Here is a 26,689-nt window from a genome sequence, read left to right on the forward strand (position 1 = left end):
ACTACCTCCTGTGCGTTGCAATGAATACTGCTGCCCCAACGACGACCGCTCCGACAGCAGCACCTGCGATAAAGCTGCCTCCGCCAATGGCTGTGGCCGTACCGACAACGACTCCGCCTGCGAGGGCTCCTGTTGTGACTCTGGTAGTACGCAATCGCTTATTTTGCTTACCAATCCACTGCTGTTGCCGGGAACTGGGAGGCGATGATCTCCATGAATTGCTGGAGGGTTGGCGAAAGGGATAGTTACCATTATTAGCAACATCCATTCTGCTACTGCTATTACCGGGAACACTACTGATCCCGTTGCCGTTTGAATGTCTTGCTGGTGTATTTGAAGCAACCGGGCGTAGATGTCTAACGATCTCCTTGAGACGACTGATCCGGTCGTGCGAGAAGTTGCCGACAACCTGAACCATTAGTTTATTCATGTAGTCGTCGTTCCAGGAAGTTTTATCCTCTTTAAGCTCCCGACCGTCATGTTCATCATAAAGCCCGTTTATATTTCGAGCATACTGTTCCATTTGGTTGAATTCAGCAAATGTCGGGTCAACAAGAAGACTATCTTTCATCATAATACGGATACTTCGGACATTTCCTGCTTCAACTGCGTTTATAAAAGCATTCGTAATAGCCACGATGGTGCCCCCCTTAGATTTCCACTATTAGTTCCACTTTGGCCTTGATCTGCTCCAGCCAGCTCAGCTTGCGTTCCGATTCCTTAATACGTTCCTCGGCTTTTTCTTTATCGGTAGCATAACTCTCCAGTTCGGCAAGCTTTTCCTTGAGTATACCATCAAGCCGCACAAACTCTTTGTTAAAGCGTGCTGCGATTCGTTCCGACTGCTGAATTGCATATTCTTTAGCAGCATCGCCGTTATCGTATAAGCTTTCCTGTACAGGGGTTAAATACCATTGCGCCAGTTCATCTCCTTTAATGTAGCGAATGGTTTTACGAATATCCCTGTACTTGGTGACATATTCATCCTTAGGCCAAAAAGCAATGCCTTTAAACCAGCCTCTTGTACGTTCTTTTACTTCATAACTTTCCTGACCCACAACCCGCTCTTCTTCATGTTCAAGATGCTTTACGGAATAATCGAGTGCCTGGACACTTCCATTCATTATCTTAAAAGGATCAATGGTTATACCATTGAGATCCTTGGTATCCACCTCTTCAAGCAAAGAGCGAAGCTTTTTCTGATATTCGGCTAACAAGGCGTTTCCAGTCTCTTCTAAGTCATTTCGGATGAGATCATCAAGATCTTCTTCGAAATCCGGTTCTAATTTCTTTGCGAACTTATTCAACCGATCAACTTCGTCCTTGACCTCATCATGTAAAATCTCCTGACCTCGCGAATCGTCGATACGCTTGGTGATCTTGCTTTGGAACTTCTCTATTACTTCTTCAACGACTACTTCGGAAGACTTTTTCACCTTGGTAATAGCATCATCAACGTTTTCCCTAAATTTCTTCGCATCACGTGCATCGTCCATCTTCTTGCGGATCGAATCGATCAAGCTCACGATCCGTTTGCTTTCCTCGCGATTTTGAGCAAGCTCACGCTTTGTTTCCTCAAAGGCGCCCACCTCGTCTAACTTGTGCAAAAACGTATCCACTATATTTTTAACTTTTGCCGTTTTGGCGTATTTCTGCACATACTGACGAATAGCTGCTTCGATAGAAACGACGCCGGTATGAATTAATGCTTCATCCGGATTTTCATTAGCTCTGCCGTTCCATGCTGCTCTTGTAGCCGCAAGCTGTTCGTTGATCTCGCCGCGAATGCTTGGGGGGAGCGCGGCATACGATTCAAAATGCAAGGATTCGTTGCGGTTCAACTTCTTGATCTTCATCTCCGTCTCATCGATCGTGTCCACATCCACGTCCGCTCCGCTTGCAATGAGCCTGATGTTCAGCGCAGGCAAGGCGGAAGCAGGGAACAAATTCGGATTCGCTATACCATGGTTTTTCAGGTAAGCACGTACACGCTCTAACGTTTGGCTCGTATCGCCATCCTCTTTCTTGCGGTCATCCAGTTTATTGACAACGAAGATAAATCTGTCCTTCGACTGCTTGCCCCCGACACTCATGCTCTCAGCGACCCGACTCAACAGTGCATTGTCATCGTCCGTACCGAATTCGCCTGTCATAATGTAAAGGACTAGCGCTTTGGATGACTTGCCAAGAAGCTCGCTCTGGACCTTCTTATGTCTGGGGTCGCGTGAATTGTTTGGCCCCGGCGTATCGATTAGTACAAGAGAAACATCCTCCGACGAAACGAATGGAATATTACCTGAGACATGGATAGCGGAAACATTCTCGCTGGCATTCAATCGTTCCATGATCGGATATGTTAATTTGGCGTGCGTCTCAGCCAGCTCGTCCTCTTTATTATAAACTTCCGCTTTGAATGGCACTGCGTCTTGGGTGATATCCTTAATCCGTGTAATAATAGCAGTACAGGCTTCTTGCTTGGAGGGCATCAGCTTTACGCCGAGCACCGAGTTGATCAGCGTGGATTTGCCGGCGCTCATCGTTGCGACCACACAAACCTCAAAATCGCTGCTCTTGGCATGCTCGAATGCGCTCACGATCTCCACATCCTTCAACTCATCGAACGGACCTTGCTGGACTTGTTTGAACACATCATCGATGAGAGCCTCCTTATCCGATGTTTCTTTGGCAGCCTTACGCTTAATCGTTGCTCTTAAATCAATCTTCTCATATGCTTTAGTGAATACATCGACCAAGTCCTCGTAGTCGAGCAGCGTGCCGTGGAACGTAACTTCAAACTCCGTGTCATTGTACTCGTCGATAAGGATGCGCGGGAGTTCCTCTACCCAATCCTGCAATCGGGAGCCGTCGGCAGCTTTCTCGCCAAGCTTGCTGTTTTGTGCCAAACGTTTCCCTTCAACAGTGATTTCCGTTTCAAGCTTATATGGATTGTATTTCACGAATACTTTTTTCATCGGTCTTTCCTCCGTATAGTATGTTTTCCAGACCGTAAAGCCCGCTACTCACTGCTAGTGCCGATTGCTTGTCTTCTGCAGCCTGCACTTGAGCGCTGGATTTAGGAAGGTAGACAGACAGGTCATACTCAGCCCTGCTGAATTTTTTTACATAGTAGTCATACGCATCCTGCTCATCCTCAGTCATGGCCTCGCCATACATCTTCATTTTCAACAATAGTGCGAAGTATGCAGACAACGGGCATATTACAGGCTCTTCAAATCCAAGATGAAGCAAATCATTTCGGACACCCTCAATGCTTGAGGCGATGGAATCGTCTGCACTTTTGAAATTATCAAGCTTATTTAACACGAAAATGACCTTGTCCTTTGGTACATATTCGGAAACGTATTTTAAGTAACGTATCTCCTCGTCTGTCCCGAGCTGGTTAGCATTTAGTACATAGATGAGCTTGTCGTAATGCTCTTCACGCAGCGCACTACGAGTACGTTCGCCATGCTCCCGATTGATCGCGGAATTTACACCGGGAGTATCGATCAGACAAATTCGACTTGGCGAATCCGAATGTACGAAAGAACGGAAAAAAGAGGCGATCTCACTGCTGCCTGCTCGCCCCGCATTCATCAGATCGTCGTATGCTGCATACAGATTGAGCCGCGGACCGAGCAAATGAATCGATCCATCTTCAACCGGCTTGTTGAATAAGTAACATAGGTTCGCTGTGCAAGCTTCTTGTGACGTTCGGGCAACCTGCTTGCCGATCAGGGCATTGATAAGCGTAGACTTGCCAGCGCTCATGTTGGCTGTAATCAAAATTCGTATTTCTTGTTGAGCAACAAATCTTCGGTTTAACCGAAACTGGTGAATCAACCCCTCTGCAAACAATAGCTTTTGCGGGATAGTCTCATCAGTAAATAAGGCAGACACCAGGTTACCTATTGCTGCAGACTGCCGTTTGTTCAAGTATCCCATTAAGATCTTTAGAGCTTTCTCAATTGCGTTTTTATCCGCTGCGATAAGCGCAATGTCACACATAAGCCAGAAGCGATATTTCCACATCCATGGTCTTAACCAGTCATTGACCATTGAACGAATCATGCGTTCACGATTCCCATCAGTTAAGACAAGTGCACTCTCATCTCCGATAAGCATTGCATGGTATTGTGATAACCGAGCTTTCGAGTATTCGGCAAAACCTGCACATCGGTTCACAAGATATTCGAGTATGACATAGTATTGAATCCTAGTTTTTTTCTTCGCCCTCTTTAGCGGATGCGATATCAAGCTATGTGAGGTTATAAAATTGTTTCGCAGATTAATTTCCATTCGTTGCTATAGCACCTCAACCTTCTCTCCCTGACTTCGCATCCACATATCGACACCATTTCCGTATACTTCGATAGAAATCACATAAATCCCTTGATTTTCCGATAATATCTCTGCCGTCGGAAGCCTGTCCAGCACAGCATCAATAGAATCACCGCTAAACTTAAACTTCACCCTTCGCAATTCTCCTGAGTACATGAACTGTACCCGTTTGCGAAACTCTCCGTCGTTGAACTTGTCCTTATATGGCACTTTAAATTTGGCTCCAGAACTTTGAAACCTTTCGATCCTATCCACACGAAACACCGTAGGGAAATCATGGCGATCATCGGCCATAAAAGCAACCAGATAGAAATAGTATTCTGAAAACATAATGGCGACCGGCTTCAATTCATGCTCCCGCTCCACACCATCTTTGCGGACATAAGTAATCCGGATTACTTCGTTTTGAGTTATATACTGCGAAAGTTCCCATATTGTCCCGAGAAGCTTCTTGCCATGCCTCAATGGAACATAATAAAACTGTTCACTACGGATCATGTTCTCGACCTGCCTGCGGTCATTTAACGTTACCTGCGCTAATAATTTTGCGACAAGCGCATCCAACTCTTCCTTGCAAAACGCCCGGCTCTCTAGAAGGATTTTACATACAGCTAAAACCTCTTCGTTAGTAATCCACTCGCGCTCCATACGGACAAGGTAGTATCCTGAACGAAATCTATCATAAATAATGGATACCTCCCCTTCCGCAAAACGGGTGTCTGCCAAATACACTCTTAATTCGTCAATGTCACGTTGAATCGTTTTTTCTGTTACTCCGTATCGCTTGGCAAGCTCTGCCTTCTTGATGAGTTCGCCTCTATTGAGCAGTTCGTGCATATTCAATAGACGAAATCCTTTATTACCGTTAAAATCAAGGTTCAAGCAATATCCCCTTCTTAAACAGTTTTTTCAACTATATCACAACCAGATGGACATATATTGGGGTTAGTAAGATTTCACTTAACTAATTTTGGATTCATCCTAGTTTCAATTATCCATGACATATGATCTAATATTACACTTTTCGATATGTCGAATACTGTAGAATTTTGTAGAGAGTATTTTAAGGTTCAAAATATGTACTAGTTGAGAAGTCGCCCGGCGCTGTTTGTTCGATGAGCAACGGTGGTTCCTTGCCCTGTTACAACGTGTTACTGTTACGTAAAAATTAGTGTCGTTCTTAACGGTTCAGATTAACCTTTTGGACTGAAAAAACTCAATTATTCTAGTAGTGTGAAATAAATAAAAAGAATGCGCGGCCAATAATTCACCGCGCATTAGTACATATCCTGCATAGTTATGTTTCGTGTGCTGATGATCGTTCTGTTGAAAACGGTCATCAAACAAGGACACAGCTTCCTTCTTGCCCCAGGACTTCCCTTCAAAGGCATAGAGATATTCATGCTCGGGGAGTTGATACTAGCAATGCTTTGTTTTAGTTACTATCCCCGAGTTCATTGCAAGTAACCAGCAGGTTTCATCTTTTTAGAATGGGATAAACGCCAAGCCGCTGCTCCAAATTTCAATCCATACATCCTACCAGGCCACACTTGGTTCGTTCCTGAATCAATCCGGTATTAAAACGTAAAAATCTCAACCGAATCCTCATACACCCGTATTTCCCTTACAACCTGCCGGATTAAATCCCGCTTCTCTTCAAACGATAGTTCGTCTTGCCCTTTTGACAGATAATACTGAACGGCTTCCATTAGGACGGTAATGTTATACTCATTGTTCTGTGTAGAATTCAACATATCCGATAACTCGGCTAGTTGGTTATTCAGAGCTTCCTCTTTCTGAGTTAACTCCTTCAATTCCTGCCGGATTTCCTCTTCCCCAATACCGTCTTCACTGGCTGCAAATAACTTGATTAGTTTTTTTCGGGCGTTTTTGGTTTTTTCGATTTCCTTTTCGATCCTGGCTATTTCTCCAGTTTCAAAAGGCTCTTTTGTTTTCTCCTGCTGCAACGCCGCGGCAATTTCGTCAGGATTATTTAACCAACCGGCGACTTGTTCCCATACTTGATCTTCGATCATCTGGGCTTTGATTCTTCGACCGCAGCCTTTACGTTTTGCACCTGCTGTATTTTTAATATCTGTATACTCAGGAACCTTTTTGCCCCAATTATTTGATAATCGTCCGGTCATTGTATTGCCACAGTCTCCGCATCTAAGCAAACCACTTAATAAATATGGATGCTTACTCTTCTGTGCCCATCTGCGACGTGATTCGGAAAGCAGTCTCTGGGCGTGTTCAAACTGTGCCTCGTCTATAATGGGGGGGCAAGGTATTAAAATCCAATCGCTCTTCGGTCTTTCTCTCATTGGAATTTTTTCTTCTGACTTTCTATGCTTGTTACCAAGCATTCCTTCGGTATTCCAACGATTCTGATAAAACTCACCAATATAGGCTCGATTCATTATGATTTGTCTAACGACTTGACGATGCCATACTGGGGCTCCACGTTTTGTAGGTACACCTTTGCTAGTCAAATATAGTGCGATACCATTTAACCCTTGAACCATTGTATTGGGCTGAGTAAATAAATCAAAAATCAATCTTACGATTGCGGCTTCGTCTTCATTGACAAGGAATTGCTCCGACTCTTTGTCATAACTATATCCGTAGACTTGAAAATCTCTCAACACTTTTCCTTGTCGTGCTTTTTCTTTTCTGCCGCGGCTCATTCGTTCGTTAATTTTGGATTTTTCAAATTCGGCTATCGCCCCACGCATAGAATAGAACAGGTTTCCTTCCGGAGTTTTGGAATACTCTCCATTTACGAATACCAGTTCTATTCCTCTTCTATCGAATTCATCTGTTATGATTAATTGGTTCATTAATTTTCGCGATAAACGATCGGGATCCAGACATATGATCTTGCTTATGATTCCTTCTCTGACATCTTCCCGTAATTTAGTTAGGGCTGGTCTATCTAGAAACTCTCCAGATATCCCATCGTCCACATATTCTTTAACTTTATTCGTCTCCGCTTTCATCCGACACTGACGAATCTGATCGTTCAGGCTGAATCCATGTTTTGCTTGTTCTTCTGTGCTCACCCTGGCGTAAATAGCGATCATGTTTCTCCCTCCTGAACTTCTCTAGGAGATAATCATAACAGGCCGTGCGGATTTTGTCATTAGAGTCGCCCGCAATCAGTTTTACATGCACCCGGCATCGCCTCCTAATGGAGGATATGCTGATACGGCTTGGGCACTTGACAATAAATAACGACCATAGACATTTATTTGTCCATGGTCGCTACACTATAGCCTTAAAGCTTTAATCTCATTTTTATTATTATTTTTCTAAACCTTTGTCGTACAAGTTCCTAACATAAGCAGACATTTGCTCATAGTTATCTTTATTTAGTAAACTATACCTTTCTGTTAACTCAATAATATCCCCTTCAAATTGAACATCTCCCAACTCAACAAGTCCTAAAATTATTTGGGAATTGGCTGGTGGTTCCTGAAGAATAATCTTTATCATTTTGCTTAAATTTTCAGGGTCTTGGTCTTGTTGGTTTGGTGAATCAATAATGATTGGACAGAATGTAGAGGTCGAATACATACTCATCACATTCAAAATGCTAAAACAATAAGCAAGCAAAGCTCTTGGTAAACCACTTCCAGTTTCTTTTATTTTTGAAGTGATTGATTTATAACTTTTTTCTTGCATCGTATGAACTTCTAGTTTGTTTAGGTAATAATGCATATTTTGAAGGTATCTTTCTTTTATCGTTTTCTGTCTCTTCTTATCCTCATACGTTTTTAAGTCCTCTTTCAAGGATTTGATTTCTGTATCCAAACTGTTTATTTGACCTGTAATTTCATCAATCTCACCTTGAAGAATTGTTTTAAGTTCTTTCTTACCCTCGTTTTGTATCAAATCCTTGAGCTTCACTTCACCTTGTTTTCTATCCAACAAGTCTTTAATTCGTGTTGCCTCTGCTGAATTTTCATTGTAAATAGCATATTCTTTATTAACTTTCTCATCTATTTCGCGAAGATCTTCCTGCATTTTAATAAGAAGCTCTTGACATCGGTCTTCGTCTTTGGCAATAGCAAAGCGTTCTGCAAACGAATTCTCATATGTATGTCCACAAGTCGGACAATCAACTGTATCCAATTGTTCCATTGCGAAATCATAATCAAGTCGTAATTCTTTTAGGGCTTTATTAACAATATCAATTTGAGTTTGGATATGTATCTTATGATTATTTAGATCTACAATGTTTTTTCTAAGAATATCCCCTTTATCCTTTAAAGACTTGTACTGTTGAAGCATTTCGTTAATTTCTTCCTTGAATGCTTCAAGATCAATATCAATGATAAGTTCATTGAATTGTTCAATTAACTTACTTAATACATTTTTTGAAACTTTTCGTTTATCATCGAGTACATCTATATCCTTAGAGATATTCTCAATCTTTGCGTTAATTAAGTAATATTCATTAGGTTTAATTCCTGTATGATAATTAACAATGTTGTTTCTCCAATTACTCAATTGGCTCAAATTTGTGAATGCTGCCCAATTTTCTTTCCAACTCACATCTTGGTCTATATAAAAAGGCAGAAAAAAATAAGCAGGTGGTGGTGTAACTAAGGTATTCTGTCGATTGTTCAACTTGATTCGATAATTTAATAAATCTCCCAAGTATGGAGCTAATCCATCAGTAATTTTTGTGAAATTGCCGAGTAAGTTCTCATTCTTATCAAATACAGCAAAAAAGTCCTTCTTCCTTAGAATCGAATACTCTTCTTCATTAATTGTAAAATTAACAACACTAATAACATCTGCACCTTGCCATTTTGGATGCGTATGTGCCGCTTCTGCGCCGAAAGTCCAATAAATGCTCTTTAGCAATGAAGACTTCCCAGTGTGATTATCACCTTGAATTATTGTTATCTTGGGGTGAAACTGAATTTGCCTTGCCTTTTTTTCTAGAAGTGATAGCAAGGTTATCTTTTTTAAAATTAACTTTTTCATAGTTTTTTTCCCTCAAGTTTCTAATTAATATCCTAAAGTTATTATTCATATGCCGTAGTACTCCATTAGAATTATTACTTTAATATAGAATTCATCATACAAATCCATTGTTTGCACCCTAGCTTCAATAAACTCTTTATAAGCAGGTTCGATTATACCCTGATACAAAGAAGTAATGGTCAAATTAAGTTTATAGGGTACTACGATATTAGCCGCGGCTTCTCGTAAAGCTTTCAAATAAAGATTTGTACCGTCCATTCGGTCAATTTCGTATTTCCTCCAAGCGTCCCGTAGTTTAGGGAGAATGCTTAAAGGAACCGCTTCATTAGATAATTTATTCTGAGTATATGTCCACATTTCTTCACAAGAGTTATCCACGTTAAAATTTTTCAATATAGTTTGGAAATATTTCTTACTAATCGACTTGTGCTTCAAGAGTTCTTCAAAATCATTTATTGAATATTCATAGTTGTTTTTTCGCTTTATTTCATCAAATATTGTGGTATAAACCAAACTGATTTTGAACTTTCCGTTAGGATTCAATTCTTCTAAGAAATCACTTAACTTACCTTTTACATAAGTTTCTCGATTATTCAAAATCAAGTCAGATACATGTAGGAAAGTAATATCTGTGAATTCGGGGTCTTCGGTCAAGTAATGCTCATCTCTGATTTTTTTAATGACATCAGCTATTACCTTAGAACTCAATTCTGCAAAGCAAATAGTTCTTTTATCCACGCTTTTATCGTCTTTGTTTTTCAGTTCAACACTGAAAGTTGCATTTGAGACAAAGTTAATCGATAAGGTGTTAGAGCCAAAGGTTAATTTACAGCCGAACAATTTGCCAAGCATAGAGGGGAGAAGCCCTTCCTTCCCCTTTTTTCTTCTTAACAAATCGGTCATTGTCCAGTTGCCTTTATCCTTTGTTTTTAACTGATAAAATGAAACTTGTTTAGGTTGGTTTTCCGAGTCCAAAACTACAACATCATCGTGATAATCCAAAACCAATAAGTAATCATTTCCTGTTTTATGCAGTTCAAGCAATTTACAAATCGCCCAATCCTGTTGATAATCAAATCTATTCGATGAACTAGTCCCACTATTTTCTCTAGGCTTTTCTTTAATAAAACGCTCTCTAAGTTCCATAGAATCAACCCTTTGGTTTCCGACTACAACCTCTAAACACAAGTTCGACATCAACCACAAATACTCCTGCGAACATTGAAAGAGAATCACCAGTTTTGTAGAAAATTTCAAGCACTTAAGAAACTTAATAAATAGATATTTCGTATGAAAAAATAGACTTTCTTGGAGGGAGATTTTATGTACAGATAAAAGCGTCAAAAGAAATCGGAGAACAAGTCCAAATTGAGGAACAAAGGTTATTGACTATTGCATCAGGCCAAAACGGGACGATATTGCAGATGATGAGCCGACTTATTGGAAAGGTTCAAATACAAACGTGATGCCCGAAAGTTGGACTCCAAAGGAGGGATTCGATTAATCACTGTCGAATACACAGAATCTCTTACAGAGGAACACACTTCAACGAAAATATTGAACGGATATCAAGAAAAAGCAACGGCGACCCATTTAAGGGAACCGCCGTTAACTTTTCATTTATTAAATCTTCCACGCTTGTAAGTCTGAAATGGATATTTGATTATCTGAGTTTAAGGCTTCGCCTGGAAGAACAAAGCTTCCTCCATCAATAAAATAATCCACTCCATACCATTCATAACCCGTATCATAAGGATTTTTAATTGTTAGATAATTTTCATCCACTTCATATGATGGGTTATCAACTTGATACCGAACACTCCATTTTAAGCGAATGCCATTCGAAAGTTCAGGCAATCCTTCGCCAGCCGCATCTTTAAACGAGAATACAGCACCTTTAATGTCATCGTAATATTGCCTTAGAATTCCTATGAAATATTCTTCGTTTTTATCCAATGGGTTTAACAACATAAAAATAACGGAATAAATCAATTCAAGTCCAAGTTTGCTTATGACCAATTTTTTGATGCCCGAGTTGCAAGTAATCGTATTGTTTTCGATTGAAACTGCATCCCTCTTATGTACAGCCACATTTCGAAATAATTTTAGGATTCTGAAAAGTTGCTTCAGTATTAGTTCCTGGTCATTACTTTCAGGCAAACGGCTGAATTTTGCTTCAAACTTATCGTTTTCTAACTCAGGGTAAAGTGAGTCAATTTTCGCATCTAATATGCCAAAGAAAATCATTAATTGTAAGATTAGATTGTCGGACAGATTAGAACGACCATATAGTACATCACTAACTTCAATAAAGACGGTATGCTTCTTTTCGTCCTCAAATACAACCTTGCGAAAATCGGGCTGGTGAATTCGAATATCCGATTTCTCCAGCATCGATATTGTTTGTTTAATAAAGGCTTCAATCATAGTAAACTACTCCCTTCCTGTATCTGCAACTCATTAAATCCCGTTTGTCTGTTTTAATAATATAAAATAATAACAGCAGGGCATAATTACATTTGATACGATTTGGATATATAAAATTGAATGTTGCCCGAATAACCAAGAAAAAGGTCAGAAAACCAGTTCTCTGTTTACCCTTTCATCTTAATCTTAAGAGGAGGTTATTTCCCAAGACAAGTGCTTATCCGGTTCAGAAGCCCCCTGCACAAGCCTCAGTACCTCAGATCCGAATCGGCTATGAATATCGTCCTCCGTAGTCTCTGTATCCTCCAATGTATCGTGAAGCAGACCCGCGATAATAACTTCCTCATTGCATTTGGCCTCAAGCAAAATCATACCTACCCCAAAAGGATGGCTGATATAGGGAATTTCCGTTCCCTTTCTTAGCTGGTTTTGATGCGCATATGCTGCAAATTCAATAGCAAAATCGATCCGATTCAAGCTTTGCACGCCCTTTCCCCATATCGTTCTTACGATTCAGGCAACTTTAACAATGCCTCAAATATATGTGATTTTATTGCCTCGGAATCACATACGGTAAATAGGGGAAATGACTTTCCAATTGCTTGTTTAAGCCCCCAGTACCTATTGATTGACTTTGTTTTCGTCCTGCATCTCCATACTTGATCTGTTTCATTAATAGTGAAATGGTTCTCTAAGCGATAAGGATCATGAAAAAGCCAGTGATCTGATATGGAAGGCAGTCGCTCCCATTTTGTCAAATCGTATTGAAATCGAGATAAGGTAATCTCCGGATAGTCCTCTTCCCCCTCTAAATCAATTTCCACCACAAATACATCCCCGTCCTTCAAGTCTGGGACATTTTCGTTTCCCGCAGAATCACCTTCCATTTGATAGACTTTAATAAAATTGCTAAGCAACCAGCCATCCTCATAGCTATCTGACTTCCAACGAAGAAATTTAGGATTTAGCGAAATGAAGCCGTGTTCTTTACCGATGATATCCATTTCGTTAAAGAGTAGATTTATATTTTTGTACGTTTCCCGAAGCACCTTAACTGATAAGCTAATATTTCCGCCAAAGTCATTTGTTGAAGACATAGCTATCCTCCTGTACTAAGACATTTATGGGCCAATTTAAAGCTCGTTGATTGTGTGATTTTCCTTTGAATAAATATGCGTTATCATGAACAGTCACATTTTGAGTACCGGAAAGGAATCCCTTGAACCTCTCGAATCCTTTTCTTACGAGAAGATCCGATAAGTCTTGAATAATCATCCGTTGACCGGCATCCAATTGAATTAGTTCTATGGATTTCAGCTGCTCCAATACGTTCTGCCAAGCTAAGAACCCTAAAGAGATATCAGGAGATATAATTGACCGCCCCATTATACCCGCTTCTACAGGAGTCAGGATATCATTCGGTGCCAAGAATATAAGATAGGCCGGGCGTCCTTGCCGAATATCTTCAAGCAGCCTGGAGTATCGTGCCAACTGATGACAGCTTTCTTCTGGAGTTACGATTTCCTCTATCTCTTCATCGTCTGATGAAAGGCCGCCGCAATACTTCACTTCAATTCCGATTACAACATCGGAATGTTCTATGATCAGATCAATTTCTCCCTCTGCATGTCGAAACCAGAACTGGATTTGATATTCGTGATCATGAATGGAATCAAGTAGCTTCCACCAGTGTGACTCTGAATCTTGATCAGCCTTTTGGTACCGAACGGCATCCAATACGTGTCTCAAGCCAATATGAAAAGGTAAATAGCGGATGGCGCCAAAGAAATCACCGGTTAATTGGTCTTCCAACCGATCTGACAGATTGCTACCGGATCGTGATATTTTATTGTGGATTTCAGCAATCACGGCGTTTCTCCTCCCTCTTGAACCAATTGATTATTGATCCAATCACTCAATAGGCTCGTGTCTCCCCCCGGCGTAAGCGCGATTGCTCCCATCCTATATCTGCTGTGAAAATCAGCTCTGAAATAATCAAGTTCAGCATCTTGAACAGGTGTTACAATAAAAACGCTATGTACCGCCCGACTGTCATTACAACAACGCAAAATCCCGTCTCTGTACTTATGCATTTCACCTAAAGCTGTACCTAGATTGGCAGCAATGCGGTACTTCGGATCCAGCACATATAAGGTATCTCCTGCTTCGATGACAATGTCAGGAATCATTCTCTGCGTATAGGTATAAAAGCTGGGGGAATTACTTTGAAATACACGTTGATATGAGAGCCGCATACCATTTTTCAACTTCACCATACTCTCGTTATGCTCTGCAAAATGAAGGAAGAGACCTTCCCTTGTCGTTCGGAATAACCCGCTGCTATCTTCTAACAAGCCCTTTTCCCGAAATAGCTTCACAAACTGCATATAGCACCATATCTCATATAAGGCAAAGGTTTCCCGCAGCGGATAATGATAGCTCATACCGATACGCTCATCCCCATGCTTGTACAAGCGATCAAACCAATGATAGCACTGTCGATATGAAGGATGTTTTCGGAAAACCTGCGTAATTCGAATGACCCCTTTGTAGGGTGAAACCTGCTTAAAAAAAGGATCCTGCAGCCAATAACCAACCTTGTCCGCATAGGATTCTGCTCTAACCGCTTGTTCTTCCGGAACGCTCTTACCGTACATCTTCAGTAGATGCCTTAGCTCCACCAGCCAACGCTTTAATAGCTTGTTTTCATAAGTATTATAGCTGTCCGCTCGAGTTGTAGATTTCACCGTTTCCGGTATATCACTGCCAGTGCCTCGACCCCTGTTTTGTTCCAGCCACGCCAAAGTTTTGAGTTCCACACTTTTGACACGATCTCGTCTCATCTGCCTCTCGCTAGCTTGAAGCATACGGATCGGTTGTCGAATGATACTCCAGATCATAGCAGTCAACAACGCAAACGACGATTCAATATAGCACCATTGTGCCAATGAAAGCTCACGAGAAAGCTGATCTGTATCAATTCCCACCTCAATATGCGAGTACTCAAAACAAAGGGATGCTTCCTTAAGAATATCGCTTAGCATAAGGTGATATTGCTCTTCCGTCATTTTCCGGCTATCGGGATAAATATAGGTTTCAAGCTGCACCCCGTTGATTTGAAAGTGGACTTTTCCGCTTTGAAAGGGGGTAGTCAGATGACCATATGCCTCACCTTGCTGCACCCGGTGCGGAAATAACGCCAAACCGCAAAAATAGATCGAGGGCAGCTGCTCCAAGTCGTCCATGATGTACTTCCATTCGTAGGATGTCGCTTCGGTCAGGTAAGCCTCCTCCAAGGCAACCCATACTTTATCGTTACTTCGGAGCAGTAGTTTACCGTCAGAACTGTGTTGCTCCATATCGTAATAGCTCCTTCTCCATGCGAATGATATGACTGCAGCTAATCGATTCTTGACCCAAATGCTCAGCAAACAAGTCTTTCAAATCCTTGAGCAACTCAGCAATACGATCATCACCCTTTAGCTTCGGAAGCACCTTTTCCGAAATTACCTGATCCAGCATCGCTGTTCTTGAGGTCTGATACTCAGCGTCCAATACCAGATGGCTGCTCAGCTTTTTCATCATCTCGCTCATCGTTCGGTATCCAAAATGAAGGTGATAAGGTGACAATAGCCCATGCAGCCGCTTCAAATATGTAAATTCACTCTGAAGTCCGGTTCTGATCCCTTCGTCCATACGACTCCAGAATGTTTCCAAATCCACGTCGCTTAGAGTCATTACGAATGCACGATCCAATACTTTATCCGAAATGCTATGAGTCGTTTCATCGACATTGATCGTACCGATAAGATAAACATTGGGCGGAATATTGATTTTGGATGGAATTCCATCCAGATCATTCCGGTTGTGTAGAGGAACTTCCTTATGCGACTCAACGCCGCTTAGGTAATCGCTTAAATAATACTCGACTCGCGCAAGATTCATTTCATCCAATACAATAAAATGCGGCTTTTCGCGCTCCTCATGCGCATGCAGAATGATTCGCAGGAACTCCGTCATTATATACCTGTTCTCAAATGAGCTGTAATAACCGAACAGTGCCGTCCCATCGGTCCAGTCCGGCCGGACAGGTATGATGGACAAATACGGATTATCAGCCTCATAAGGTAAACCATACACCGCATTCGCATAGAGCTTAGCCAATTGCGTTTTGCCGGTTCCCGAGATCCCGCTAAGAATCACGAAATGCTTGTCGTCTAAGGCCGTCAAGTTCAGATGCAGATCTCTTATCAGATCTTTAACAAATGTCAAGGAACTGTTCTGAGTGGCCTCATAAATAACAGGGAAATTAAAGGTACAGTTGTATTCTATAATCTCCTTCGAATAATCATCTATATGATCGCCATTTACGATGGACGCGTCGTTTGTCGCATCTGTTTCAAAGAATTTGAATTTGCCACGACCGGCTACGTGAGCAAACAACAACGCAGCGCACACCAATTTCCCTTTGATTTCACGGACATCCTCTTCGAATCGCCGCGCAGAGTTATTATACGTTCCGATCCGATAGCCATTATGTTCCACTTCAAAATCATGCTGAATCAGCAATTCCATGGCTTCCTGCTTTAATTCTTCGTTATCCTGATTTGTTGTTCGAAATGATTTGAAAAGCCTCCATTCCTTTAACCCTTCGCCAAGCAGTGCCTCAACGTTGGTATAGGTATGATTGTGGCCTTCCACGTCAACGGCCAGCATGGGTCTGGATGAACCGGTTCTCACCTCGTACTCTCTGTATAACAAACAACCTTGTACGATCGTCTGCCCATCCCTCTTTAAGGAAAACTCCTGTTCTCTTTCACCAGACTTCTCATTCCCTGTAACCCCATATTGGATCTGATAGGATCTCCCGAACAGGGTTGCCGTGAAGGGCTCTTCAACAGAAGCTAGCAGGTCCATGATATGAGCCGCTTTAGCACTCTGTTCACTGTACTCCAAAGAATATTGGCGAAATGCAGCCGTCTGTTCCCAGGTTTGCTTCAAATAATCAATTATTGAACTTACTTCAAACTCCCCTTCAAGGGGAAGCATCATCCCGATGTAAATCCATGGTCGAATTCTCGGTTTGATCATTTCAATGAGTGCCTGGCCGAGTACCGTGCGCTCAATTTCGTTCCGTGTAAATGATCCTGTTCTGGTGAATGTTCCGATCTTAGGACCCAATTCGTCAAGCATAGCATTTAAACGGTCGCTTTTTATCAATTCATGAACTTGATAGAAGCTTAGGTCTATTGTGACATATAGTCTTTTTTCAATGCCGTTAAACTCAAGCGTGAGCAGATTCACTTCTTTATTTCCAACCTTACGAACAATCTGGGCAAAGTACTTTCTACCAATACTCGAATCCTTCTTTTGCTCCGCATACTTAGGATTTAATGCATCATGATAGGTCGTAACAAGAGTCTGGCCGTACGTTGCAATCCTATAATCTTGGCCGAGTAATTGAGCGGCTAATTGATCTAATTTCGATTTCCACAGCTGCTCCATGGAATCGTTCACCTTCTTACACCGCTCCGCCGTATTATCTATATCGAATATTTGCTGGTATTGAGACAAGTTGATCATTTCAAGACTCCTTTGACTTTACGTTGAATTTAACCTTCAAATAATCCAATAGAACTAATCCCCCAGCTTTATGAAGCGGCTCATTCTGTTTTTCACAATGAAATAACTGAATGCAGGATGGGCAGCCGTCCGAACAACCACAGCTGCTAATGATCTGTTGGGCTTTCTCCAAGAGAACCTCGAATTTTTCCGCAACGACCTCGACTATACCTGAACCGCCTCCTGCTTGGCTGTCGTAGAAGAACATTCCGGGCATTCCAAACAATGCTGAGCCAGAATAAAAAGAGGTGTGCTGAAAATCAGCCATACTGCACCTTACAACGGCCGGTATCGCCGAAGCTATGGCATGTTCAACCGCATGAAGGCTTCCCTCAGCCATGGTCTCCAAGTCAATGGTATCGCGATCCAGTACATCATTGAGCAGACCTTTAAGTTCATCCCTTCCTTGGTGATCCCACATCAGCCAAAACGCCTCGGTTTGGAAACTGACAGGATATGTGTTTGTCAATTGCACGGTTTCGGGAGGCGTTGCGCCGTGATTGTAGATTTTTTTGTAGCCAAATGTGCTTCGTTTTACGATGATGTTTCCAAGATTGGATTTGATCGCCGCGTCACTTCTCAGTGGATTGGTTATGTCATGGATTTCAATGCTATCGCGAATAATTCCGCGGGTATGATAATCCGTTCTTACCGGCTCCACAACCACTTTGCGTTGCTTACCGTTGACCCACTTGACCTTATAGAAGGTACGATTGTCAGGTCCCAGAAATACGGCATCCACGTGATAATCTCTTATTAAGGAACGCTCATCTACACTTTGAAACAAGATGTCCTCATTCCACCCGTTCTTGGTTACAACCGTATAAGTAGCCCCCATTGTAAACAAAGTTTGATATCTTGGCGTTTCACCATGATAGAGGAGTTTTCCTTCGATCTGCTGCCACTGGTCGCTTGCTTCCGCAACCACTTTGCGAAGCGCCGAAGAGCGAACATAATTCATAGCATTGGTCAACGTTCCTCCCAGTTCGTGAGCTGCGTATGCGAGATGCTCCTTTAATAGCTTGGGATTCGTTGTATTAATCGCTGCTGATTCAGGCGGGAGCTTAAAGAATTCTTCAGGATTGCGGGCAAAGTATTGCTGCAATGGCTCTTCCTGAAGCATCATAATCACCACACCGTCTCTGCTGCGTCCCACTCGTCCAGCCTGCTGCCAAAAGGAAGCCTGGGAGCCAGGGTATCCGAGTAAGATACATACATCCAGACACTTCACATCAATTCCGACCTCTAGGGCGCTAGTGGTGACCACTCCAAGGATCTCGCCTTGCTCAAGTTTTTGTATGGTTCGTTCTTTAACTTCTTGCGTGAGGTATGCATGATACGGCAGAAAAAACTCATGTGGTTCGTCTGCCGAAAGCCCGGCATGATCATGAAGATGGCTGCGCAAGATCATGTTTAATTCACGACTTAACAGCTGGGCTTGCTGGCGGTTGCTTGTGAAAATGATACTTCTTGGCCATCTTCCATCCTTGTAGATCGTGCGCAGAATTTCATAGAGATCGGAAACAACAGCCCTTTTCTTCTGCTCATCGTCTGATAAGCCAGGATTCCACATCAAAATCGCTTTCTTCTTTACTGGCGCTTGTACACCCGATATTTCATGAAATCCTTTCAGTCCACGCATTCCTGTTAATTCTTCAGCTAGATACTTTGGATTAGCAATGGTAGCCGAGCAGGCAATAAACTGGACGTTTTTATTCCCCAATCTGTCACATAACATTCTTAATCTGCGAAGGACCAAAGAAACCTTTGAACCTAACAAGCCTGAGTATTGATGAAGCTCATCAATAACAACAAACCGAAGATTTTGCAGAAAGCGCAACAACTCAGGGCCTTTCCCCTTAGGTGAACTTGCACCTTGAAGAATTAAGTGCAGATAGTGAACGTTGGTCAGCCAATAGCGCCCCTCAGAAAACACGAAGCTAGACGCCTGATCTTTTCTCATATGCTCCGGAACGTTCCGTTGCCCATGAAGAAGTCCAACAGACATTTGTTGTCCATTCACAGTGAATCGCGAAAATCCATTAAGCGAAATTTTATTTCCCTGCTCTTCTATATCATCGGCCCATTCTTTCAAATGGGTAAACTGATCTTCGACCAATGCTTTGAACGGAGCCAAATAAAGCGCACACGCATCCGGATCAGATACCAATTTTTCCATGATGGGAACATTGTAAGCCAATGATTTTCCCGATGCGGTTTTCGTACAGAGAACGACATTGCGTCCTTCCCGGATGTTCTGTATGGCTTCTCCTTGATGCTCATACAGCTTATTGATCCCCAGAGAATGAAGCTTCCGCTGCAGCCAACTGGGCATAAGGATTTGGTCAGCATAAGCGCCTTGGTTGGCGTCAATTTGATGCACGTGGACGTCACTTCGAATACGAGTTCCGAGTTCGAGCAAATTCTGGACGAGTTTTTCACTATCGAATACATGTTGAACAGGAAGTCTTCGGTCTGTGAGCAATTCCATTTCTTCCGGTGTCAGCATGTCGTCCAAGATTGAATGTCTATCATGTGAACAATAAACGCCGGATGGTTTGTTTATATAGGACTCCGTATCGGGTTCAAGGGAGCGCCATTCTGAAACTCGAATCCCGTTTGCCCGTTGAAGGATCTTACGGTAATAGCCCTTTGGATCCGCCTTATAGCTGATTTGAATGAAGTCCCCGTAAGGTCTTTGGCCTCCGCAAGCGGAACAGATTACAGGCATTCTTAATCGATCCCTTCTATCAAAATCTTCAGCAGCATTTTGGCTCCAGGTTTGAACAATTCAATATTCCCTTTACCTGGGAGCTGCACGCAGCTAGGACATCCTTCGGCACAAGGGCAGCTCTCAATAAGTTCAAGAGCCTTTCGAAGCACTTGCGGAAGTTTCTCATAGATCGCTTCGATGGTCCCGAGACCGGACCCGTTCTCGCCATAGAAGCCGATAACAGGTCTATTGGCAAATGCCGTCATCCCGCTCGCCGAAAACCCTGTAAAATCATTAGCGTCGCAGATAATGAGGTCAGGAATAACCGAAGTCATAGCGTGACCTGCAGCGTGAAGAGAACCTTCGGCCAACAGATCAAGGGATCTGCCTTCACCTACCCACTCCTGAATGTTATTCCTCAAATGACCCCATTGGGAATCCGTTAATGTAACCCACATTCCTTCGGGAGTAAATCGGGTGACGGACGGATGATCCAATTGAACCTGCTCCGATTCATGCTTCTGTCCGAAGTAAACTTTTTTATAACCGAAGACGCTCCGCTTGATCTCCAGTTCACCATAGGCCATATCGATTCCTTCAATATTTTGCTTCTGGTAAGTCTGCACAATATCGATGGCATCACGATAAGTAGATTGGGTGTAATAAGTTAGTTCTTGAATGGGCAATAGAATGATTTCGCCTTTTCTGCGATTGATAGAGTCCACTCGATAGCCTTTTTCTCCAGGAGTCCAATAGATCGCGCCTTCATGAAAGTCACGAAGCGCGCTCCATTCATCCAGACCGTCAACTATCGTTTGATCCTGTCGCCGAATAGTGACGCTGTAGTTTTGCCCGGAGATGGATCGAAGGCTAAACTTTTTATCAACGACTTCCTCTTGATTCGCTGATACGGCAACTTGGAGAACAGCCTCGATATAGTCTTCAACTAACCCGGGGAACATGTTCTGCAAGTCTTCCTTCGTAACTTCTCTCCCAAGCTCCTCTCTCAGTAGAGGAATATGCAAAGCCAACAACTTGTAATTTGTTGGATTAATTCGAACTACTTCCGGAGCCTTGTGAATAAACTCCAGTGGGTTACGCATGTAATACTGCTGAAGCGGTTCGTCCTGCAGGATCAAGACAGCGACTCCCTCGCCTTTGCGGCCTACGCGCCCAATCTGTTGGGAGAATGCCGCTTTCGATCCGGGATAACCAACAAGAACGGCGAGACTCAGATCACCGATATCAATCCCGACTTCAAGGGCATTGGTCGTAATAATGACATGAATATCGTGGGACTTGAGCCGCTCAATAATCCGTTTCCGGGTATCATTCGGTAGGATTCCAGTATAAAAAGCCGCGAGTTTCTCTCCGTCCACTTTCTCCTTAGGTAGTCTGAGAGGCTGGCGCAATACGTCTTTGATATAACGGGTAAAGACCATCGTCTGGCTGCGAGAAGGCTGAAAAATAATGCTCTTAATCACCTTCTGATCCACAGTCATAATTTGTTTCGCCATCGTAATCGCATCGGTAGAGGGCGCGCGGCGGACTTGTTCGTCGGCAGACATGCCAGGATTCCAGAGGACGATTCCCTTCTTCTGATGGGCGGAACCATCTGTATTAATGAGGGTAAAGCTACTTAGCCCCGTAAGATCCTCTGCTAATCTAGCAGGGTTCTCAATCGTTGCTGAGCTCGTGATAATCTGGATATTGTGTGCATTACCAAGCTCTCGGCAAACCTTAAGCAGGCGTCTGAGTACTAATGCGACATGACTTCCGAATGTGCCGCGGTACATATGCATCTCATCAAGCACAATAAATTTGAGATTCCGCAGATAATTCCGAATGTGGTGCGCGGTCGCATACTTCACCTTCTGAACTTGCCCGAGAATAGAGTAATGAATCATATCTGGATTCGTCATCCATACCTGTGCTTTTTCCATGATTCGCTGCCGCGGCCCATTCTCGGTATCCCCATCCAGCCGGCCGATATGAATCAGGCGATCTCCTAAGTGCAATTGAGTTTCAAACCACTCATCCAAGGAAGAATTATTCTCCGTTCGTTGCATGCCAAAACGTTTAATTTGATCCAACTGATCATTTGCTAACGCTTTTGTTGGAAATATGTATAATCCACGTTCTTCAGGATGGTTATATAAACGACTAAGAATCGGCAGGTTATAGGACAACGTCTTTCCGGATGATGTTGAAGTGACCAAAACAACATTCGACCCAGAATGGACTGCATCGGCTGTTTGTGCTTGGTGAGAATATAACTGCGTAATTCCCATTCGATGTAAGGCGTCCTTGATGGGCTCTGGCGTTGATTCAGGAATATCCGCAAAAGTAGCTTCTTTCGCAGGAAGTGTATGAACATAAATCTCGGCAACTTCTTCCTCGGCCAACTTCTTCAGCTTATCCAGTACATCATCGGATGAAAACTCATGACTTACTACGCCGGGAATTCGGTTATCTTCACATAGAATAAATTCTTCTTTCTCTAGAGGAACGATAGCAAAACAAGAAGGGCAGTAAATTCCCTCTTCGTATCCTCGGAGGTTTTCAATTACAGGAGTCCAGTCTGAGCATTTGATCCCGGTTGGCGAATATTCTAGGAGCCGTTGCTCCCCGACTTGACTGATCTTATTAGAAATTTGAATCGCCTTCAGCATACTCGTGCATGCGGAACATTTCAGAAATGCCATTCCTAATCCCTCCATCGCTAATGTCTGCTGATCATATTAGAACATACTGATTAGACAACATGTTGTCATAGAATATACGTTCTCATGGAATAAAACCCCCTTGCTGCTAATTCGACAATATAGGCAGTTAGTCCTTGTTTATGTAAATTAACACAAAAAAAGACGACCACTATGATCGTCAACTTTCATGGTTTTTCAATTTCTTTCTAATCTTCTGTATGTGTCTTGACTTTACTACGTTAACCCGTTCCAAAGGACCAAATATTCGTTCTGCCCTATCGACATAACTAAGGAAATTTCTATTTTTCAAATCCTTGCTAACCTCATGATATCCAAACTTCCGATAGAGACGCATGCTTTTTATTATTACTTTTGTTTTTGAATCATCTTTGCTTTTCAGAACCTTCTTTATATTTCGATTCAACTTATTATAATACTTCGAAATGGTCTTGTCCCTAATAGTTACAGCAATCCCATCGAAGGAAAAACCTAAGTAATCAATTTTCTTTTTTCCTGTCTTACATAATAAAGCATCGCGGATTTCAAATGAGTCAATTTTGCCTATACTGCATTCAAAAAGTTGGGTTTTGTCAGGCTCCAACACCAATGACGGTGTTGCATGTATGATTGACATCAAGAAGGCAAGTTCTTGTTCCAATGGTAACGCCTTATCTTTCGGAAGGATAACAATAAAATCATCGCTATACCTCATATACATTCCATCTTTGGAAGTAACATATGAATTTATCTTAGCATCGAACTCAAGCATGTATATATTTGACAACACAGCACTTATTGCCGATCCTTGAGGAATGCCGAACGATTTTTTATTTGCAGTAACCATGTCCTTCTTTAAGGCCTTAAATTTACTCCAAGGTATCGCCAAATCTTGTTTGTTTAGCCTCTTAATTCCAGAAAGATTCAACAAATGCCCATTTTCTTTCAAAAGGTCGGATAATTCCCATGTTGAATATTTAGTGATGTTTTTAAATACCGCATAATAATCGTTAGGAAGCTTATCTTTTTGAAGCAGCTGACACATTCGCATTTTCAAGTATTGATGGTCAAGGCTGTCGAAAAAGTTTTTAAAGTCCCCGATGACGACATAGCATTCTTTAAGTTCTTTTATTTTGTCAAAAGCCTGTTTAGCAAAATGAATATTATTCATGTGCAGATTGTTGCGATAAGCAATCGAGCATTGATCAAGACCGTCAATAGTTACTCTTTTATTATATTCTTCATTTAATAGATAAGCGTAGTACTGATAGATATACCGATCCATGTGTGCGGAATAACAAATTTCACGGTTTTTGGTACTCTTACCTTTGGATTTACTATACTTCGTAATTTTCAATGTATGGTGGATAAAAGGAAGAAAGCCATGAGTTTTAATTTTTAGTGGATCAGAGATATAATCCCATGCTTCATTTATGGTTATTTTTCTATCGAAATGGGCATAGCCTCGGAATTTCACCTTTTTCTTCCACTCATCCACAGTCATATATTCCCCCATAAAGTGCAATACCTGCCAACACGGGGGGTAGCATCCCTAAGTTGGCAGGTATGATGTAATTGTATTGCAGCCACCCGTACATTACGCATGAACAACTATGCTATGATAGTTGAGGAGGCGTGTTCAATGTGGAGTGCTAGTTGGTTGATGTGTGAGTTCGTGTCCACCAGTGAACTGTGTCAGTGTGTCTTGTGCGTGCTACTGCTCGCCAGACCCTTGACTTCAATCTCCAACCCTTACAGCAATCTGTAAGGCAAAATCATAGTATCATAGTTTCATAGATTTGGCAAACAAAAATTCGACAAAAATTTTGATATTTCGTTCATTCAACCCCTAATGCCTTAAACACAGCATCTTCCGCACTCTGGTAGAAGATAATATTGAAGCAGCCAATCAATTCAGACGGGACAGTTCCAAGATCAACTGCTGATGTAATTGGAATCAAGACCTTCTTGGCTCCGCTGTCCAAGCAAACCTGCAATGTATTCGCCAGTTCTTCGACTTTCATGATCGTGCCACCGATACTTAAGTCACCCAACACTACGGAGGAACCTAGAGCAGGTTTATTCAAGGCTACCGAACATATAGCTACTACAGCAGGTAAGGTCAGATACTTGGTCATGCCAATACCGTTCATGTCTTGGATGTGCATGAGGTAATCCTTTGTGGTCGTACTAATCGATCCACTAATATTTTTACCATTCGCTTTTAAGTACCGATACGCTGTATCAACAGCTTCCCTGGCTTCACGATCCGAACCAAGACCTGTTTTCTCAAATTTTCCGGTACCCGAGGTCATTTGCATCTCTAATTTGTAGACCCCAATCATACCAGACTTTCCATGCGATACCGTGTAAATATGACCGGGCTTGCCCATTCCCTCTGGGATTAGTTTGCCGCCTCCCTGCTCTGGAACTGGTACAAATTCCTCGTTGAAAGTTTCTTGATCGATATACGAAAAATTCACATCATAGAATTCCATGCCGCCGATCTTTTTCAACTGCTCTTTTACTCTTCTGCGCATTTCCAAAGCGAATCTCAGAATTTCCTCAACATTCTCTTTGGTGAATTGCCCGTTGGGGTAAATCAATTTGGTTAATCCTGACACCGTTCTTCTTACCGCGATTACATCTCGCTGGTTCAGATTATTACCCAACTTAAAAAATTTCTCAAATGCATCTCCGTAGGAGATTTTACGAAGCTCACGCATGATCTCCGCAAAGTAGTCCGTAATAAAACCGTAATCATTCGTAAAATATTCAGGTCGATATTTCGGTATTTCCCAACCAGGGATATAGCAATGCATGCGATCAAGGAATGCAGAATCGTTAGCCATTGCATCTGGGAACGGATCAAACAAGTGTGACGTCTTTAATACTACGTCGACACTTTGATTAATGTTGCCAACGAATGTCATGGAAGCATAGGCATTCTTCTCTTCCTTGCCTCTTGCGAAAGAACCAGAAGCCATATAATCTTTCATGATTTGAACGCCGTCTTGATCTTTAAACTTGATACCGGCCACTTCATCGAACGCTACACAATCCCACAAACCAACGAGCCCCACCGTTTTGCTGCCCATGTTGTAGAATAAATTGGCTACTGTAGTCTGCCCTCCGGAGACAAGTATACTATTGGGGCTAATTTCTTTATAAATATGGGATTTCCCCGTTCCTCTCGGCCCCAGTTCGCACAGGTTGTAGTTATTTTCTATAAGTGGAATCAATCTGGCCAAATGCAGCCATTTCACCCGTTTAGTAAATTGGGAGGGTTCCATCCCTGTGCTTCTTAAAACAAGATCAATCCATTCATCGTCGGTAAAATGGGCTCTTGCTTGCTTGACTTCCTCGATATCCAAATTCGGCATCTGTACGGGTGTCAGCTTGCGGATAATGAACGGGCAGCGATTTTTGTCGGCTTCATCATAAAAATATTCCAGTTGGACAATACACCAAATACCCCCGCAGAGAAGTCGCTCATAGTCGGAAACGTATGTCTCTGCAATAGGAACCCCTTTAATTCCAAGATTGGAAAATTCGGATTCGTAGATATCATTCTTATAATTTAATTTGACAGAAACCTTATCAATTACAGTATAGCTGCCACGTTCGCGCAGCTTGGAAATAATCTTCTGCGCTTCATCTGGACGTACATAGTTTTCGGCCAAGATTTGTTTTACATTAACGACCCCGGCTTCAATCTCCTCTTCATCCATTGATGAACAGTACATCCCGAGCAAATATTCCAATACATAGACCGGAACGTTAGCTCCTTCTTTGATTCTCTTGGTCAGGTCTTTCCTGACAATTTTCCCTGAGAACCAGGTTTTCAATTTTTCTATCATTTCCGATTGGCCATCCGACCCTTGCTGAA

17 protein-coding genes are annotated in these 26,689 nt (G+C 42.2%); all 17 read right to left on the bottom strand.

Features of this window, described 5'->3' with window-relative positions; translation table 11 throughout:
- Position 1: 1 nt before the first annotated feature.
- The 17 genes from KJS63_RS04605 to brxL all read right to left on the bottom strand — a co-directional run bounded on the left by KJS63_RS04605 (position 2) and on the right by brxL (position 26,660).
- Entirely contained in the window at positions 2-637 is a 636-nt protein-coding gene (locus KJS63_RS04605; protein WP_047914210.1) for a hypothetical protein, read from the bottom strand.
- 13 nt (positions 638-650) lie between these two features.
- On the bottom strand, positions 651-2,972 hold the full coding sequence (locus tag KJS63_RS04610; RefSeq protein ID WP_213618105.1) for a dynamin family protein: 2,322 nt from the start codon (positions 2,970-2,972) through the stop codon (positions 651-653).
- Complete coding sequence (locus KJS63_RS04615) at positions 2,938-4,299, bottom strand: dynamin family protein (protein ID WP_084136608.1); 1,362 nt, start codon at positions 4,297-4,299, stop codon at positions 2,938-2,940. The genes KJS63_RS04610 and KJS63_RS04615 overlap by 35 nt, the downstream gene beginning before the upstream one ends.
- Before the next feature lie 6 nt (positions 4,300-4,305).
- Positions 4,306-5,223: a helix-turn-helix transcriptional regulator gene (locus KJS63_RS04620; protein ID WP_213618106.1), complete on the bottom strand. Its 918-nt coding sequence runs from the start codon at positions 5,221-5,223 to the stop codon at positions 4,306-4,308.
- 695 nt (positions 5,224-5,918) lie between these two features.
- The gene (locus tag KJS63_RS04625; RefSeq protein ID WP_213618107.1) at positions 5,919-7,424 is read right to left on the bottom strand and encodes a recombinase family protein; all 1,506 of its coding nucleotides are present in this window, start codon (positions 7,422-7,424) and stop codon (positions 5,919-5,921) included.
- Positions 7,425-7,644: 220 nt separating this feature from the next.
- Positions 7,645-9,336, bottom strand: a complete 1,692-nt coding sequence (locus KJS63_RS04630) for an AAA family ATPase (RefSeq protein WP_213618108.1) — start codon at positions 9,334-9,336, stop codon at positions 7,645-7,647.
- A 45-nt stretch (positions 9,337-9,381) separates the two neighbouring features.
- A complete protein-coding gene (locus KJS63_RS04635) occupies positions 9,382-10,533 on the bottom strand; it encodes a DUF4297 domain-containing protein (RefSeq protein WP_244862503.1) in 1,152 nt (383 codons plus the stop codon).
- Between the two features lie 426 nt (positions 10,534-10,959).
- Positions 10,960-11,763: a hypothetical protein gene (locus tag KJS63_RS04640; protein WP_213618110.1), complete on the bottom strand. Its 804-nt coding sequence runs from the start codon at positions 11,761-11,763 to the stop codon at positions 10,960-10,962.
- A 186-nt stretch (positions 11,764-11,949) separates the two neighbouring features.
- Positions 11,950-12,240, bottom strand: coding sequence for an HD domain-containing protein (locus tag KJS63_RS04645; RefSeq protein WP_213618111.1), 291 nt, complete (start codon positions 12,238-12,240; stop codon positions 11,950-11,952).
- 29 nt (positions 12,241-12,269) lie between these two features.
- Positions 12,270-12,860, bottom strand: coding sequence for a hypothetical protein (locus tag KJS63_RS04650; protein WP_213618112.1), 591 nt, complete (start codon positions 12,858-12,860; stop codon positions 12,270-12,272).
- Positions 12,844-13,632 (bottom strand): hypothetical protein, encoded by a 789-nt coding sequence (locus KJS63_RS04655; RefSeq protein ID WP_213618113.1) that lies wholly within the window; start codon positions 13,630-13,632, stop codon positions 12,844-12,846. The genes KJS63_RS04650 and KJS63_RS04655 overlap by 17 nt, the downstream gene beginning before the upstream one ends.
- The gene (locus KJS63_RS04660; RefSeq protein WP_213618114.1) at positions 13,629-15,122 is read right to left on the bottom strand and encodes a DUF2357 domain-containing protein; all 1,494 of its coding nucleotides are present in this window, start codon (positions 15,120-15,122) and stop codon (positions 13,629-13,631) included. The genes KJS63_RS04655 and KJS63_RS04660 overlap by 4 nt, the downstream gene beginning before the upstream one ends.
- Positions 15,103-17,346, bottom strand: a complete 2,244-nt coding sequence (locus tag KJS63_RS04665; RefSeq protein WP_213618115.1) for an McrB family protein — start codon at positions 17,344-17,346, stop codon at positions 15,103-15,105. The genes KJS63_RS04660 and KJS63_RS04665 overlap by 20 nt, the downstream gene beginning before the upstream one ends.
- Position 17,347: 1 nt before the next feature.
- Positions 17,348-19,894 carry a DEAD/DEAH box helicase gene (locus KJS63_RS04670; protein ID WP_244862504.1) on the bottom strand — a complete coding sequence of 849 codons (2,547 nt, stop codon included), beginning with the start codon at positions 19,892-19,894 and terminating at the stop codon, positions 17,348-17,350.
- 224 nt (positions 19,895-20,118) lie between these two features.
- Positions 20,119-22,803 (bottom strand): DEAD/DEAH box helicase, encoded by a 2,685-nt coding sequence (locus KJS63_RS04675; RefSeq protein ID WP_213618117.1) that lies wholly within the window; start codon positions 22,801-22,803, stop codon positions 20,119-20,121.
- Positions 22,804-22,981: 178 nt separating this feature from the next.
- A complete protein-coding gene (locus KJS63_RS04680; protein WP_213618118.1) occupies positions 22,982-24,304 on the bottom strand; it encodes a reverse transcriptase/maturase family protein in 1,323 nt (440 codons plus the stop codon).
- 334 nt (positions 24,305-24,638) lie between these two features.
- Entirely contained in the window at positions 24,639-26,660 is a 2,022-nt protein-coding gene (brxL, locus tag KJS63_RS04685) for a protease Lon-related BREX system protein BrxL (protein ID WP_213618332.1), read from the bottom strand.
- Positions 26,661-26,689 lie beyond the last annotated feature (29 nt).

The sequence above is a fragment of the Paenibacillus sp. J22TS3 genome, assembly GCF_018403205.1.
GTDB lineage: Bacteria > Bacillota > Bacilli > Paenibacillales > Paenibacillaceae > Fontibacillus > Fontibacillus tuaregi.